The 16,971-nt window shown below is 43.2% G+C and carries 12 protein-coding genes and 1 other RNA gene; 8 read left to right on the forward strand and 5 right to left on the reverse strand.

All coding sequences use genetic code 11. The features are described from left to right. Nucleotides 1-164: 164 nt before the first annotated feature. The 3 genes from H3U82_RS07965 (at nt 165) to H3U82_RS07975 (ending at nt 4,346) form a co-directional block, all read left to right on the forward strand. Complete coding sequence (locus tag H3U82_RS07965; protein WP_025331749.1) at nt 165-1,142, forward strand: L-lactate dehydrogenase; 978 nt, start codon at nt 165-167, stop codon at nt 1,140-1,142. Nucleotides 1,143-1,334: 192 nt separating this feature from the next. Continuing rightward, entirely contained in the window at nt 1,335-3,119 is a 1,785-nt protein-coding gene (locus H3U82_RS07970; RefSeq protein ID WP_198210096.1) for an assimilatory sulfite reductase (NADPH) flavoprotein subunit, read from the forward strand. A 90-nt stretch (nt 3,120-3,209) separates the two neighbouring features. Continuing rightward, nucleotides 3,210-4,346 carry an acyltransferase gene (locus H3U82_RS07975; protein ID WP_198210099.1) on the forward strand — a complete coding sequence of 379 codons (1,137 nt, stop codon included), beginning with the start codon at nt 3,210-3,212 and terminating at the stop codon, nt 4,344-4,346. A gap of 173 nt (nt 4,347-4,519) precedes the next feature. Here H3U82_RS07975 and H3U82_RS07980 read toward each other — a convergent pair whose 3' ends face one another. The 3 genes from H3U82_RS07980 to H3U82_RS07990 all read right to left on the reverse strand — a co-directional run bounded on the left by H3U82_RS07980 (nt 4,520) and on the right by H3U82_RS07990 (nt 8,008). Then, nucleotides 4,520-5,830 carry an MFS transporter gene (locus H3U82_RS07980; protein WP_078475202.1) on the reverse strand — a complete coding sequence of 437 codons (1,311 nt, stop codon included), beginning with the start codon at nt 5,828-5,830 and terminating at the stop codon, nt 4,520-4,522. A gap of 480 nt (nt 5,831-6,310) precedes the next feature. Further along, on the reverse strand, nt 6,311-6,883 hold the full coding sequence (locus H3U82_RS07985) for a hypothetical protein (RefSeq protein ID WP_198210101.1): 573 nt from the start codon (nt 6,881-6,883) through the stop codon (nt 6,311-6,313). Between the two features lie 405 nt (nt 6,884-7,288). Next, nucleotides 7,289-8,008: a LysR family transcriptional regulator gene (locus H3U82_RS07990; RefSeq protein ID WP_198210103.1), complete on the reverse strand. Its 720-nt coding sequence runs from the start codon at nt 8,006-8,008 to the stop codon at nt 7,289-7,291. 128 nt (nt 8,009-8,136) lie between these two features. Here H3U82_RS07990 and H3U82_RS07995 point away from each other — a divergent pair, with 128 nt between their 5' ends. Further along, nucleotides 8,137-8,679, forward strand: coding sequence for a DUF4865 family protein (locus H3U82_RS07995; protein ID WP_198207350.1), 543 nt, complete (start codon nt 8,137-8,139; stop codon nt 8,677-8,679). A gap of 162 nt (nt 8,680-8,841) precedes the next feature. Here the strand turns inward: H3U82_RS07995 and rnpB are convergent. Next, an RNA gene (rnpB, locus tag H3U82_RS08000) (RNase P RNA component class A) lies at nt 8,842-9,202 on the reverse strand. 143 nt (nt 9,203-9,345) lie between these two features. Between rnpB and H3U82_RS08005 the strand changes: the two genes are divergently transcribed. From H3U82_RS08005 to H3U82_RS08015, 3 genes are all read left to right on the forward strand, one after another. Continuing rightward, nucleotides 9,346-11,187 carry an ABC transporter ATP-binding protein gene (locus tag H3U82_RS08005; protein ID WP_198210105.1) on the forward strand — a complete coding sequence of 614 codons (1,842 nt, stop codon included), beginning with the start codon at nt 9,346-9,348 and terminating at the stop codon, nt 11,185-11,187. Nucleotides 11,188-11,290: 103 nt separating this feature from the next. After that, nucleotides 11,291-12,991 (forward strand): D-lactate dehydrogenase, encoded by a 1,701-nt coding sequence (dld, locus tag H3U82_RS08010; protein WP_037393718.1) that lies wholly within the window; start codon nt 11,291-11,293, stop codon nt 12,989-12,991. Between the two features lie 245 nt (nt 12,992-13,236). Continuing rightward, nucleotides 13,237-14,226 (forward strand): aldo/keto reductase, encoded by a 990-nt coding sequence (locus H3U82_RS08015; protein ID WP_198210107.1) that lies wholly within the window; start codon nt 13,237-13,239, stop codon nt 14,224-14,226. Between the two features lie 35 nt (nt 14,227-14,261). On the opposite strand, the gene H3U82_RS08020 is transcribed toward H3U82_RS08015, so the two are convergent. Then, a complete protein-coding gene (locus tag H3U82_RS08020) occupies nt 14,262-15,155 on the reverse strand; it encodes a LysR family transcriptional regulator (protein WP_078475196.1) in 894 nt (297 codons plus the stop codon). Between the two features lie 345 nt (nt 15,156-15,500). Here H3U82_RS08020 and mgtE point away from each other — a divergent pair, with 345 nt between their 5' ends. Next, nucleotides 15,501-16,934, forward strand: a complete 1,434-nt coding sequence (gene mgtE, locus H3U82_RS08025) for a magnesium transporter (protein ID WP_025331738.1) — start codon at nt 15,501-15,503, stop codon at nt 16,932-16,934. Nucleotides 16,935-16,971 lie beyond the last annotated feature (37 nt).

Raw genomic sequence — 16,971 nt, forward strand, 5'->3', positions numbered from 1 at the left:
CTGGCAAAAAATATACATAAAATTATATTTATAGGTCTAATATACCAAAATTTGTAATGAATAATGAATATAAATAAATAAAAAAAATGGCATATGGTAATCTGTTACAATTTATGCATAAATTCACATAGTTTTGTATTTATCCATAGAAACGAGGTTGATTTATGTTACAGCCTACTAATGCCAAAAATCACCAGAAAATAGTTCTGGTCGGCGCCGGTGCAGTTGGTTCCACTTTTGCCTATGCTGCTACCCTGCAAGGTATCGGTCAGGAACTGGTTATCGTCGATGTTGCCCGGGATAAGGCGCATGGTGATGCTAAAGATATTGCTGATGCATTACTGTTTACTTATCCGAAAAACATTTACGCCGGTGATTACAGTGACGCTGCTGATGCTGATATCGTAGTCATTACTGCCGGTGCTGCTCAAAAACCCGGTGAATCACGTCTGGATTTGGTTAATCGTAATCTGCATATCATTAAAAGCATTGTCACTCATATAGTAGAGTCTGGCTTTAACGGTATCTTTCTTGTGGCTTCGAATCCGGTTGACATTCTGACTTATGCTACATGGAAAATTTCCGGTTTTCCGGCAGAACGGGTAATCGGTTCCGGTACATCTTTGGATTCCGCCCGTTTGTGTAAATATGTAGGGTATTTACTGAATGTCGATCCGCGCACAGTAAGCGGATATATTCTGGGTGAACACGGAGACACCGAGTTTCCGGCCTGGTCTCACCTGAGTGTAGGCGGGCTGACCATAGAAGAATGGATTAAAGGTGACCCGCGCTTTACCGAAGCAGATCTGGATATTATTGCTGATCGTGTGGTCAATGCCGCTTACGATATTATTCGCCTTAAAGGTGCTACTTACTATGGTGTCGGTGCTGCTCTGGCACGTATCTGCCGCGCATTATTGGATGATGAAAATACCATTTTACCTGTTTCTGCTTATTTGAACGGTCAGTATGGTGTTAATGATATGTATATTGGTACACCGGCAGTGTTAGACCGGCATGGTATACGTCAGGTAATTGAAATTCCGCTGAATGAAAAAGAGCAGGGTTTAATGCGTGCTTCAGCCAGCCATCTGGATGAAGTGATGCGTAAATCTTTTCCGGAAATCGGTATTAAACGCTAATCCGGACAGTCTGGAGGCAAGCCAGACCATCCGATTCAAGGCAATCCGAAGGGTTGCCTTTTTATATATTCTTACTGCTTCTATCTAAATAAGCGTCATTTCTTTCTCAAAAAACTTTGTGCTTGCTAGTATGGCTGACTATCTATTGCAGTCTGAAAATTACATTAATCATAACTTTATCGAGCACAAGCCATGAGCATACCCATTTCCCCTGAATTGCTGCAATCGCTTGCCAGCCTTTCACCAACACAACTTGCCTGGCTGTCCGGCTATGCATGGGCAAACAGTCAGCAGCAAAATACGGTTTTTCCGGCAGCGTTGCCGGTATCCGGTGTTGCAGAACCGGTTGCAGCACGCAAAGTACTGGTTTTATCCGCTTCACAAACCGGTAACGCACGTCGTGTGGCAGAAAGCCTGCAACTGAAACTTGAAGCTGCCGGTATTAATGCAGCTTTAATCGCCAGCGGCGACTATAAAATCAAGCAACTCTCCAATGAAGATATTCTTTTGCTGGTAACTTCAACACAGGGCGAAGGCGAACCTCCGGAAGAAGCTTTACCACTATATAAATATCTGTTTGGTAAAAAAGCACCGGCTCTTAATCAGCTTCACTTTGCGGTACTGGGACTGGGAGACAGCAGTTATCCGCAATTTTGTCAGTGTGCTAAGGATTTTGATAATCAACTGGCTCATCTGGGTGCGCAGCGCCTTGCTGAACGGACTGACTGTGATGTCGACTATCAGAGTAGTGCCGCAGCATGGCAGGATAAAATTATTGCTCTTATCAGTGAGCTGAATAACACTAATAGCGCAAGTATAAGTAATGAGGTTCAGCAAAGTGTAGTCGCTGCACAAACTGCGGTATTTACCAAAGCAGCACCATTCAGTGCCACCTTAAGTTTGCGCCAGCGGATCACCACACCTGAAGCCAACAAAGATGTCGAACACATCGAAATCGATTTAACCGGTTCCGGTATCCGTTATCAGCCCGGGGATGCTCTGGGCGTGTTTTATCAGAATGCAGCCACACTGGTAGAAGAAATTCTGCAGCATACTCAGGTAGACAGGGATGCACTGGTTCGACTGGCTGACGGACGTGAAATAAGTATCGGAGAAGCTTTACAGAATGAGCTGGATATCACTCAGAATACACCTGCTCTGGTGCAAAACTATGCCCGGCAGATACAAAATGCCGAACTGGATGAAATTGTGGCTGACAATACAGCCCTGAAGCAGTTTATTGCCACTACTGCGCCAGTCAGTGTGCTGGCAGCCTATCCGCATTTAATTGATGCACAGGCATTACATGATTTATTTCGTCCGCTTACACCGCGCCTGTATTCAATTGCTTCAAGTCAGGATGAGGTTGGCGAGGAAGTTCATCTGACCGTGGGTGTGGTGCGTTTTATTCAGCGTGAACGGCAATATACAGGAGGTGCGTCCGGTTTTCTCGGTGAACGTTTGCCGGAAGGTGAGGCAGTGCGCGTATTTATTGAAGAAAATCACCGTTTCCGCTTACCTGAAGATGGTAACACACCCATTATCATGATTGGTGCCGGTACAGGTATTGCACCGTTTCGCGCATTCATGCAACAGCGTGATGCCAATGGTGACGCAGGTGAAAACTGGCTGTTTTTCGGTAATCAGAAATTTACTGATGATTTTCTTTATCAGGCCGAATGGCTGCAATACCGCAAAAGCGGTTTACTGACACGTTACGATTTTGCCTGGAGCCGTCAGGAAAACGAAAAGGTTTATGTACAGCATAAATTGCGGGAGCGTGCACAGGATATCTGGGAATGGTTACAGCGCGGAGCGCATATTTATGTTTGCGGCGATGCCGGCAAAATGGCTCGTGACGTAGAGCAGGCACTGCTGGATATTGTTACTGAGCAGGGTAAACTCAGCTCTGAAGATGCTGATGAATATCTGAGTGAGCTGCGTCAGCAGCAACGCTATCAGCGTGACGTATACTAACAGCAGGCCTGATTCTTAAAACCGGATTCACAGATACTGTAAAAAAACATTAATATCAGGTTATGTTTACTACTGATTGTTAATATTTTTATGCTTTTTTCATACCAAATGTTTGGCTGGATGCTGGGATTATTAATACTGTGCTGGGCAGTATTTCGAACCAAGCTGTTTGCATTTATGGATAATCCCGGTAGCCGGCGGATAGAGCGACTGGATGGTCTGCGCTTTATATTAGCTTTCAGTGTAGCCATGCATCATTATGTTTACAGCTATTATTATTTGCACGGCCAGCCATGGACACCGGCCGTATTTGTCCATAATCTGCTCAATCTACGTCTTGGTGCATTCGCTGTTACATTGTTTTTCATGCTTTCAGGTTATCTGTTTGCGTATTCTGGCCCCGTTTCGTGGATACAGTTTTATCAGAAGCGTCTGCTGCGCATTGCACCGGTATTTTGTTTATCTTCTGCCTGCTGTATATTACTTGCACTGTATTTTCAAAGACATACACTGATTACACGTGATATGCTGCTTAATCTGTATTACTGGTTTGATGCCGGTATTACTGGCATTAAACCAGGATTATTCGGTATGCAGGACGCCCGATTGATTAATGCAGGTGTATATTGGACGCTATACTGGGAATGGGCATTTTATTTTTCCCTGCCACTGATATGTATTCTGCGCCCGAAAACCGGTTTACTGCCTCTGGCAATAATCGTAATATTTATTGCCGTTTATCTGATTGCCCCATTTAATCAGCAAAAAGCTTACTTTATTGCCTGTTTTGCCATAGGCGCACTGGCCAGAATATTGTCAGAAACTGTACAGATATCTAAAAAATTCTGTGATATCGGTATCGTGCTATTACTGGTACTGATTTTTTGTATTACTAATGGTAACTATGACATTAATTTTTTACCACTGTTTGCAATGCTGTTTGGTCTGATTGCGCTCGGTGGCAATCTATTCGGGCTGTTACGGCTAAAAGCTTTTATACGGCTCGGTGATGCCAGCTACAGTATTTATTTATTACATGGTATTGGCTGGTTCTGTATGAATAAATATATAGTTTCCCATCATTTAATTTTGAACCGCACACAATACACATTAGTATCTACAGCAGTATTGTTGATTTTACTAACTATCTGTACCCTGACTTTTCAGTATATTGAAAAACCATTTATTGCTTTAGGCCGGCGTAAATTTTCATGGTTGAAAGAATAAACGTTTAAACAAATTTTTCTAGGGTACGACAAATGGTTGTATCACTTTCAGAAAACTAATGCTTAGTACAGATACAGATAATTCAGGATTTAATACCACCATAATTCTGCCCGGAACAATTCAGTGATCCGGGCAGTATGGTTTATGCGATACATTGCTTGCTTTGCAAATAGTTATTTATCCGGCTGATCCTGATTATCAGTATTCTGCAAAGTTTCATGAATATGCTGTTCTGCACTTTGGGCATCATACGGAGTGTCAGTAGCATTATTGTTGCGCGGGTCAAGCTCGGCGGTCATCGGTCCAACATTGCCGGATACCGGTACATAAACACTGCGTTCTGAAACAAGGACAGCCGGCTGCATGTACGCATATACCGCCAGAATGGTTGCGATAATCGCATATACACTATAGAAGCCGAAATGATTGAACAGCTGCATAACTGAACCCAGAATCAGTGGTGCCACCAGTGAGCCCAAACCATAAACAAACAGCAGACAGCGATTTACTTCCACTGTATTCATATTGGCAGGTAAAACATCATTGGCGCGTGCCAGCCCCAGTGCATACATCGGAAAGCCGCTACAACCGATAGCCAGTGCAATCACGCACTGAGCCCAGATATTACCCGGCAACCCCACTAACAACAGCATGCCACTGATTGCTGCTACCGCAGCTACACAGGCACAGCCGAAAATAGTACGCGGGCGCCCGAATTTATTTGACAGCCAGGCAATAAATAATTGGATGGTAAACCCTCCAATCATTGCAGAACCCAGAAACAGAGATACTTGAGGCAGACTGTAGCCCAGTTTCAGTATAAATACCGAGCCCATGGTGAAAAAGCCATTAATAAAAATCCCTGCCATAAAACAGGCAATCCATGCCAGTGGTACAATGGAAAAGACGTGCGGCAGACTGATACGTTCACGTTTAGGAATTTCCGGTTGCTGCATACGGGTCAGCCCTACCGGTAACGTGGCGGCAATCACCAGAATAGCAGCCAGTGTAAAAATGTTATTACTGGTCATATTCAGGCTTAGCAGCAGAACGCTGGTTGCTGACGACATGTAATATACTACTTCGTACAGAGCCAGAATCTTGGCGCGGTTCTGAGGAACGCTGCGTGCTGTAAACCAGCTTTCCACTACCATTAATAAGCTGTAGTGACAAAAACCCAGTAATGCACGCAAAATCCCCCACATCCACAACTGTTCTACCATCAGATGGGCGAGAGCGGCAATAGCAAACAATGCACCAAATACGCTGAAGCTGCGGATATGTCCTACGCGTGAAATAATCCGGTGAGAAACAATAGCAGAAATCGTACCACCAATAAAAAAGGCAGCATTCAGCACACCGATGGTAATATTACTGACTCCCATTTGAGTCGGCTTTACCCCGGCAGAATTCAGAATAAGCCCGTAACCGGAAAACAGAAAAAAAATAGAACCATATAAAGACAAAAACTGGCGCGTGTGCATGCTGATACCGATAATTAAACAATAGCCAAGCCTGACATAAAACTACTGTTAATGTAAAGTCTGTTACTGAGCGGACAAATAATTAAATTATATCTACATTGATTATTCAGGCTATGCAAAATACTCCTTCTGAGTTGATGCAGCCTGAGATTTAACAGTATTTAGTAGTGATTATCCGGCATAAAATTTTCTCTGGTGATGTAAAAGAAACAACCAAAATTTTCACTTCATCTGAATAAATTTTATTCAAATAAAGAGATTAAACACAATTAGCAGTACAAATTGCAGGTATAAAACTGTCTGTATATTTTAAATCTATTTATATATCAGGCTTAGGATTGAGAATATTCAATCTGCCCCATCTGGTATTGTTTATCCCATGATTCCCTTTGGGATTAATTATTAAACGTGATAGTAACTAGCATCAATCCTAAAAGACCGGTTATCCGGTCTTAATCATTCTGGCTATTCATATTTAAGTTATTTCATTCTCAAATACTTCGATGGTATATTTCTAAGAAACGGAGAAATGATAAAGCGTAAAGATTGGTCGTCCAGATCATGCTCCTGTGTATAACGAACATTATTGAACTCATATGAACATAATTTTACCATGCCACTGGATCCAGCTGGCCATGAGGTTTTATGTTTGGATTCACATACTTTATTACGCTCGAAGTCACTAAGCTCAAAATCAGCATCAAATGCTTCACTAATAAGCTGAATAGATTGCTGACATTTATTCATATCGGCTGATTTATTATTCGAGGATTGGTCACAGTTAAGTTTAAGTTGTGTTATCAACTCATCCCAGCTGTTTCTATGCATTGTGAGGTTGATATGAGGTGCAAGGTCATATTCAGATAGAGACTCCTCGCTTTTTTTAATAGGTTTCAGATTATATCGATATTGTTTATTTAAGGTATTGAATTTTTCTATAAAATCAGATGCTTTAACTTGATAGATGGGTGGGGAGGACACAGTTAGAGCTAATGCTGAGTAAGAGATTAACTGACAGACAACAAAAATAATGGCTATAAATATTTTTTGCATTTGGCTATCTCTGGGTTTAAAAAAGTAAGAATTCAATAGTTATCCAGCATTAGGCGTTACTGGAGAATATAAGAATGTAAATATCTGTTTTATTTTATAGATATTATGTTGTTTCAATGAAAAATAGAATGATTTAAATCAAAATTTAAGGATTTTGACTAGTGATATTATCAATCCGGCCGGAATAAATATCAGATCATAACTCTGTACCTGTTTAGATAATTTCTGCGCCTATTTAGTGGTAATTTTATCGGTAAGGCACTATTCAGACGTGCGGACATGCAGGCTGCAACAGTAAAAATCCATACAGATGTATTCAGTTCACAGCAAATGGTTTATTAACAGACTTAACCGGTTAATAATGATCCGGGTAGTGATAGTAAACTTGATATGATATAAAATTTTTTAAACTGATTGATGCTGATAACAAAAATAGTCAATCAGATACTGGTGAGTATCAAGTGGTGTAAGTTTATCCTGCGCAAAGAATACGGGCAATAGTGCTATTGCCTGCCCCTTTTTAACAAGATTTAACAGCTGGCTGAGAGAATCAATGGTAATAATATTAGTCAGCTGCGGATATATTGCTAAAGTTTTGGCACGTAAGGGACAATCTGCATCGTTGTTAATCAGGACAGGTAAATGCAGATGAGTAGTAACTTCGGAACTTTTTAAAAAGGCAACAGGTAAATATCCGGTTTCTGTTAAATCATAATCTTTATGCTTAAATTTTTTAAAAGTAATAACTTTATCATAATTATGCTGATTAATTTCATTTTCTATTTCACAGGTTTTTTTAATAACAATATCTGTTGATTCTATTTGATATTCAGTCTTTTCAATAACAATAAACTGAAACAGAAGTTCTGAAATTAATAATAAAGGTTTAACAGATTTAAATGATAATTTTATTTGTGCAAATTTTTCCAGTGTTGAATTGCTAAAAGCATAAAACTGATGGCCTTGTGCTGTTGGTTTCATTCCATCAAAACTACGGATAAAAAGCGTTGCCCGTAATTCATGTTCCATCTTTTTCAGATGTGCGGTCAGATTAGATTGTGAATAGCCTAAAATTTTTGCTGCTTTATTAAGACTTTTAACGTCATAAACTGTTTTAAAAATCATTAATCCTTTGAAATCCATATGTTGTATATGCCTATCATTTTTTCTGATAACTCAATCGCAGATTAGAATTATTCAAAATTTAATTAAATTTATAAACTGAATTACATCGTTTAAAGCGGGAATTCAGTATGCAGGCTATGCAATATAAAATTAGTTTACCAGCCGATTATGATATGAATATTATCAAAGATCGTATTCAAGATAATGGTTTTAAAACAGATGGCTTTGAAGATTTATTATTTAAGGCTTATATAATTGCTGATAAAAAGAGTGGCAACACAGGCAATGGATATTGTCCTCTTTATCTTTGGAAACAAACCAAAGGAATGAACAAATTTATTTTCGAGGGCTATTTTGACAATATTATTAATTCTTTTGGCTGGCAAAAAATCAATATTGGTATTACAGCAGAAGTGGAATTGACAAATGATTTCTCACAAAGCCGGTATGTATCAGAAGAAAATTTTTCTATAGCAGAACAAGTACGGTTAAGAGATTTTTCTTTTCAAAGTGCTGAGTATAAAAATAAAACTGGTAAAGTGATTATTTATAATCCTGATAAATGGCGTTATGCCGCATTTACTTTTTTTAAAGACAAACCAGCCATAAATAATCAGAATCTGTATCAGATTCTCCATCTTTCGCTTGATGCAGGGGATGGTCAAAAATAAATTAATCAGATTGTTCAATGAATGATAACAATAGATAACTAACTTGTTTTTACTTTATGTTTTTCTTTGATATCCGGTGCCATAGAAATGCTGAAAAATCAATGAGTACAAGAGAGCCGGAAAAACGGTTACAACTGTGTGAATAACCATTATGCTGAGGGGCACATCAGACAACCTATAAGCCGGGTTCTGTCTTGGACAGTCATTCATCTGGGCGGCACATTACTGTGCCGCTCTAGCAACCTACCCGAATGCTCGGCGAGCAGCGTCAATGCATTCTGTTTGGTCTTGCTCCGAATGGGGTTTAGCCTGCTACACGTTGTTACCAACGGCACGGTGCGCTCTTACCGCACCATTTCACCCTTACCTGTGCTGTGGTTTCCCACAGCCATCGGCGGTTATGCTTTCTGTTCCACTTTCCGTCGCCTCACGACGCCCGGCTGTTAGCCGGCATTCTGCTCTGTGGAGCCCGGACTTTCCTCCATGCATGTATATTATGCACAGCGACTGTCTGGTATGCTGATGTGCCTGCAGGATTCTAACACAAACCGCTGAAAGCTGATTTATATTTCAGATTATGTATAATGATTTGTCTTATTATTTTTCTGGCTGCCGTATTTGCTGGTACAGCCGCTATGGCTCATCTATGCAGAAAGCCCACGCAATATGTTACTGAACCGATTTTTTAGCTGGTTTGAAAACCGCATTGATACTTATCCGGATACGCTTCCGCAACCGCCGAAAAAAGGTGTGTTGCCGTTTATCTGGAGTTGTCTGGAAGGAGCACGCCCCTGGCTGCTGCTGATGGTTATCATGACCATAGGTACCGGTATTCTGGAAGCACTGGTATTTCGTTTCCTTGGTACGGTAATCGACTGGCTTGGTGCTTATTCACCAGACAGGTTATGGCCGGAAAAAGGACATGAACTGCTGCTGATGGCTGCTGTGCTGATATTCAGTATTATTTGGTCATTTCTTTCTTCCAATGTACAGTTTCAGACTCTTCAGGGCGCCTTTCCGATGCGTCTGCGCTGGAATTTCCACCGCCTGATGCTCGGGCAGAGTATGGGTTTTTATCAGGATGAATTTGCCGGCAGGGTTTCTGCCAAGGTGATGCAAACCGCGCTTGCGGTACGTGATACGGTAATGTCTGTGTCCAATATGCTGGTTTATGTACTGGTTTATTTTGTTACCAGCGGGGTAATACTTGCCGGTATGGACAGCTGGTTATTGCTGCCTTTTATTCTGTGGATAGTGCTGTTTGTCATGGTACTCAGATTTCTGATTCCTAGGCTGTCTAAAACTGCTCAGAGGCAGGCAGATGCCCGCAGTCTGATGACCGGTCGTATTACTGATGCCTACACCAATATTGCTACGGTGAAGCTGTTTTCTCACAGTGCGCGTGAAGCTGCCTATGCTAAAGCATCAATGCAGGAATTTCTGGTAACCGTGAATGCGCAGATGCGTCTGGCAACCCTGCTGGATAGTCTGAGCACCATGATTAATACTTTACTGGTAGTCGGTTCTGCCGGTCTGGGTATCTGGCTGTGGATGCAGGGGCAGGTGGGTGTCGGTGCTATTGCCACAGCGACAGCCATGGCCTCACGGATTAATGGTCTTTCACGCTGGGTAATGTGGGAAAGTGCGCGTCTGTTTGAAAATATCGGTACGGTTGAAGATGGTATGAAGATACTATCCCGTCCGCATGCTATTGTTGATAAACCTAAGGCACTGCCGTTAACAGTTAATCAGGGTGCGATTGATTTTGAGCATGTAAACTTTTCTTACAGTGAGGATAAACCGCTGCTGCGCGATTTTAATCTGCATATCCGCGCAGGTGAAAAAGTGGGTCTGGTCGGACGCAGCGGCGCCGGTAAAACTACACTGACCAATCTGCTGCTGCGTTTTTATGATGTACAGGGCGGGCGTATTCTGATTGACGGGCAGGATATCCGTGATGTAACGCAGGACAGTCTGCGTGCAGCACTGGGGCTGGTGACACAGGATACTTCTCTGCTGCACCGTTCGGTACGTGACAATATAGTTTACGGGCGTCCAGATGCCTCTGATGAAGAAATGATACGGGCAGCTCAGCAGGCAGCAGCGGATGGTTTCATTCCGTCACTGGAAGATTCCAAAGCAAGACATGGATATGATGCACATGTGGGTGAGCGTGGTGTGAAGCTGTCTGGCGGACAGCGCCAGCGGATTGCCATAGCCCGTGTAATTCTGAAAGATGCGCCGATTCTGCTGCTGGATGAAGCCACCAGTGCTCTGGATTCAGAAGTAGAGGCCGCCATTCAGGAAAATCTCACCCGGTTAATGCAGGGCAAAACGGTTGTGGCAATTGCGCACCGGCTGTCTACGATTGCTGCAATGGATCGGCTGATTGTGATGGATAAAGGGCAGATAGTTGAGCAGGGCACACATAGTGAGCTGCTGGCAAAAAATGGTGTTTATGCTATGCTGTGGCAACGGCAGAGCGGTGGTTTTTTGCCTGAAGCCTGATATACATCAGATATGTTAAAAATCTTTCCGTTAATATATAACTGTTCTAAAATGGTTTGTATTAATTAGGAATAAGTCACTACATAATAAAGGGAGAAGCAGTATGGGTATTAATACACATACCGACCTCGTTCACACATTACAGGGAATTGTCGGGCATGAATATACTCTGACTGATCCCGCACGTACTCTGCCTTACCGCCAGGGTATTCGTTTCGGAGTTGGTGATGCGCTGGCTGTTGTGATACCGGGTACACTGGTGGAACAGTGGCGGGTGTTAAAAGCCTGTGTTGAAGCGGATGTGATAGTCATCACTCAGTCTGCCAATACTGGTCTGACAGGTGGTTCGACACCGGATGGTAATGATTATGATCGCCCGATTGTCATTGTCAGCACACGCCGGCTGGATGGTATTCAGGTGATTGAAAATGGCGAACAGGTAGTCTGTCTGCCCGGCAGCACACTGTTCCGTCTGGAAAAAGAGCTGAAACAATATCAGCGTGGTCCGCATTCGGTTATCGGTTCATCCTGTATTGGTGCCTCCGTGATGGGCGGAGTATGTAACAATTCAGGCGGTGCGCTGATTCAGCGCGGTCCGGCTTATACTCAGATGGCAGTGTTTGCTCAACTGGATGAAAACGGTCAGTTGCATCTGGTAAATCATCTTGGTATCGAACTGGGCGATGAACCGGAAACTATTTTACAGAATCTGCAAAATCATAAATACAGCGATCAGGATATCAAACATGATGCCGGTATGGGACATGACCACGAATACCGCAACCATGTACGCGAAATAGATGCAGATACGCCGGCACGTTTTAATGCCGATCCGGCACGGCATTATGAAGCTTCCGGCAGCGCCGGACGTCTGATGGTCTTTGCTGTTCGTCTGGATACTTTCCCGCTGGAGAAAAAATCTGCGGTTTTCTATATCGGCAGTAATGATACCCACGAGTTGGATGATATTCGCCGCCATATTCTCAGCAAGTTTAAAAATCTGCCGGTTTCCGGTGAGTACATGCACCGTGAGGCTTTTGATATTGCTGCGGCGTATGGTAAAGATATTTTTGTTGCCATTCAGAAATTCGGTACGGATGCTATGCCGCGCCTGTTTGCCTTTAAGAATTTTGTTGATCGTATCATGGCGAAAATTCCGTTTTTTCCGAAGAATTTTTCTGACCATTTTGCGGTATTTATGTGTAAGTTTCTGCCGCAGCATTTACCTCAGTCCATTCGTGATTACCGCGACCGTTACGAACACCATCTGATTCTGAAAATGGCTGATGACGGTATTGAGGAAGCAGAAGCATTTCTGAATACTTTTTTCCAGCAGAAAACTGGTAGTTATTTTCGCTGTAATGAAAAAGAGGCCGAAGCGGCAATGCTGCATCGTTTTGCCGCAGCCGGCGCAGCGACTACCTATCGTAATGTGCATAGCGATACGGTAGAAAATATTGTTGCACTGGATGTGGCTTTACGGCGTAATGACAGCGAATGGTTTGAAACCCTGCCTGACAGTATTAATCAGCATTTCATCCATAAAATGTATTATGGTCACTTTTTCTGTCATGTTTTCCATCAGGATTATATTGCCCGTAAAGGTACCGATTGCAACAAAGTTGAAGATGAGATGCTGGTATTACTTGATCAGCGTGGAGCCCAGTATCCGGCTGAGCACAATGTTGGTCACTTGTATCATGCCAAACCGGCTTTAAAGCAATTCTACCGGCAGCTGGATCCTACCAATAGCTTTAATCCGGGTATTGGTAAAACTTCAAAGAAAAAATACTGGGCTGATTAAGCTGACAAATAAATCAGTATTTTCTGAAAATTATTGCTGATAAAGGTATTTGGAAAAGATAGTATTTACGTCTGAAATATACCGCTGAGCGCCTGCTGATTTGTCAGGCGCTTTTTTTGACTGATGAAAAGGCAGGTTGATTATTTATGAATAGTATTAATTAACCTTAGTAATTCAGACCTCTTAATCCTGTAGCCTGCAAAGACTATGCTGTTTCTGCAATTAATCACAAAAGGAATAGTACGATGCAACAACGTTATTTAGGCAGTAGCCGTCTGGCCGTTTCTGCTTTGGGGCTGGGATGTATGGAGCTGAGTTTCGGATATGGTGCGGCAACAGAAACCGGAAAAGCCATTGAGCTGATTCGTTCTGCTGTGGCACAAGGTGTGACTTTTTTTGATACGGCAGAAGTCTATGGCCCTTATCTGAACGAAGAATTAGTCGGTGAGGCTTTGAAACCTTACCGGCAACAGGTAGTGATTGCCACTAAGTTTGGTTTTACGTTTGGTGATGATAATAAACAGCAGATTTTAAACAGCCGTCCGGAGCATATTCGCCAGGCAGTCGAAGGTTCATTGCGACGGTTGCAAACAGATGTGATTGATTTATTGTATCAGCATCGGGTCGACCCTGATGTACCGATTGAAGATGTTGCCGGAACGGTTAAAGATTTGATTGCTGAGGGAAAGGTAAAATATTTTGGTTTGTCTGAAGCCGGTGCTGCTACTATTCGCCGGGCTCATGCAGTACAGCCTCTGACTGCTTTGCAAAGTGAATACTCAATGTGGTGGCGCGAGCCGGAAAAAGAAATTTTGCCATTGCTGCAGGAGCTGGGAATTGGTCTGGTACCGTTCAGCCCGCTGGGTAAAGGCTTTTTAACCGGTACCATTAATTCATCTACTGTATTTACCGCCGATGATTTCCGCCGGCGTGTACCGCGCTTTACTCCTGAAGCGCGGGCAGCAAATGAAAATCTGACCACTCTGATCAATAAACTGGCTCAGGCTCATCAGGTTACTCCGGCTCAGATTGCGCTGGCATGGCTGCTGGCACAAAAACCATGGATTGTTCCGATTCCGGGCACTACCAGACCAGACAGACTTCAGGAAAATCTGGCTGCGGCCGACATTCAGCTAACTGCCAGTGATGTTGCTGAAATTAATCAGGCTCTGGAGCGTGTTTCTATTGTGGGTGAGCGTTATCCTGCTGACCTGCAGGCACGTGTAGGGCGTTAATCAGGAAAGAATAAGGGAGACTCATATGGTTTCCCTTATTCAACTAGTCGTAAAGCATCAATCATCATAGCAAAGGCACGGGGGTGCTGTTTGCGGCTGGGATAGTAGAGGTAATAGCCCGGAAAAGCAGGACACCATTCTTTCAGTACTTGTACCAGCTGACCGGATGCCACCAGTGCTGTGACCATATCCTCGGGCACGTAGCCAATACCAAAACCAGATAACACGGCGTCTATGCGCTCAGGCAACTGATTGAAAGTGAGTTGTCCGTTTACTTTAATACGCAGTGGTTTGCCGTCTTTTTCAAACTCCCACTGGTAAAGTGCATTGGCACTGGGTAAGCGTACATTGATACACTGATGATGCTGTAAATCATATGGGGTGGCCGGTATAGCGTGAGTCTTGAAATAATCTGCTGATGCCACAACGGCCAGACGTATTTCAGAGCTCAGTTTAATGGCTACCATGTCTTGTTCGAGGCTCTCTCCAAGGCGTACTCCGGCATCAAAACCATCCTGCACGATATCTACAAAATGGTTATCGATAAATAACTCAACATTAATTTTCGGATGTTCTTTCAGAAATGGTTTCAGTTTCGGCCAGAGTACCGTATTTGCCGCATGTTCACTAACAGACAGCCGAATATTGCCGCTGGCTGTACCATTTTGTTCAACCAGATTCTGTAATGTAAATTCAAGCTCATTTAATCGTGGTTCCAGATAAGCAATTATCTGTTCACCTATATCAGTAGGCGCCACACTGCGCGTTGTCCGGGTCAGTAAACGTGTTTGCAGTTTTTGCTCCAGAACTTTAATCGCGTGGCTGAGCGCAGACTGTGTCATTCCCAGTTTACGGGCTGCTCTGGTAAAACTTCGCTCTTTGGCTATTGTCAGTAAATATTGAAATTCATTGAAATTTTCTCTGAGCATGTTGCTATTCCCCCTGCTGAGTTTAATCATAATTTGCAGCAGTAATGTAATTTATACATTAAAACAATGTGGTGTCATCAGCAACCTTATTCTGTGACAGAGAATATATAAACTTTACCGTGAAATACACTGATTATGCAGCTTAGCAATTTAGTTTGTGGTGATAAACGCAAAGAAGGAGAGGCGCGAACAGGTAAAATCCGTGTACAATATTATTAAAGACAGCCTGCTCAAGCAGGCTTTAATTTATCATAACAGGCAAAATGCTGTTTTATCAGGATATACTGCTGGCATTGCAGCGGTAACATTCCGGTTTGGATGTGCAACACACAGGATAACAATACAATGGATAGCCATAGCAATCTCAGCGAACTGGAACGCCTGCATCTGGATACCGATCACATATGTGAGCTGGTTGCTATTCTTTTGCCGGTTGCCGAGCATATCCATTCGCATACTCAGTCATACCTGCAAACACCGGAGCAGGAACAGGCACTGACTGAACTGATTGCTGCTCTGCACGAGCTGCATCCTGCCGATATGGCTACCCTGCTGGAGTCGCTGCCGCTACAGGAACGTATGCTGGTGTGGAAGCTGGCTACACCTACTGAAGATGGTGAGGTATTACTGGAGGTTTCTGATCCAGTACGTGAAACCCTGATTGAAAGCATGGCGCAGCAGGAACTGCTGGCCGCTGTGGATAATCTGGATGCAGACGAACTGGCCGAGCTGGCTCCGGATTTGCCCAAAGAAGTTGTTTATGAAGCCATCAGCAGCCGTGATGAAGAAGAGCGGGCACAAATTACTGCGGCAATGTCATTTGAAGACAATCAGGTTGGCGCACTGATGGATTTTGAGCTGGTAAGTATTCGGGCTGATGTAACCTGTGAGGTGGTATTGCGTTATTTACGCCGTTTTGAACGTTTGCCCGACCATACCGATAAAATCTTTGTAGTCGATAATTACGATGTTCTGCAAGGCGTTTTACCCATACGCAGTCTGCTGGTTGCCGATCCGGATTTACTGGTCTCGACAGTTATGGCCGATGATGTGGTTACCTTCCGTCCTGAAGACGATGCTGAAGAAGCAGCAGCGGCATTTGAGCGCTATGATCTGGTCACTGCACCAGTAGTAGACAGTAACCGCAAACTGATCGGACGTATTACCGTTGATGAAATGGTGGATGTGATTCGTGAAGAATCAGAAACCGATATGCTGAATATGGCCGGTTTACGTGAAGAGGAAGACCTGTTTGCGCCGGTAGTGGATTCAGTAAAAAACCGCTGGATATGGCTGGCTGTCAATTTGTGTACGGCTTTTGTTGCCAGCCGTGTAATTGGTATGTTTGAAAACTCAATTGAAAAAATTGTTGCGCTGGCAACACTGATGCCGATTGTGGCCGGTATTGGCGGTAATTCCGGTAATCAGACCATTACCATGATTGTGCGCGCCATGACCTCCGGACAAATCAGTAACAGTCAGGCATGGCGGTTACTGCGCAAAGAAGAGGGTGTTGCTCTTGTAAATGGTATTATCTGGGGTTCTGTGATGGGGCTTGTTTCCTATTTCCTGTATCACAGCGTAGGTATTGGTCTGGTTATGGTGGCTGCAATGACACTGAATCTGTTACTGGCTGCCACGGTCGGCGTACTGATACCGGTAATTATGCAAAAATCCGGCCGCGATCCGGCACTTGGCAGCAGTGTGCTGATTACTGCTGTTACAGATTCCGGCGGCTTTTTTATTTTTCTCGGTCTGGCTACCCTGTTTTTGTTATAAACCTGTCTTAAAGAATAGATAATGAATACAGATACGC

This window comes from Snodgrassella sp. W8132 (assembly GCF_016100865.1).
Classification (GTDB): Bacteria; Pseudomonadota; Gammaproteobacteria; order Burkholderiales; family Neisseriaceae; genus Snodgrassella; species Snodgrassella alvi.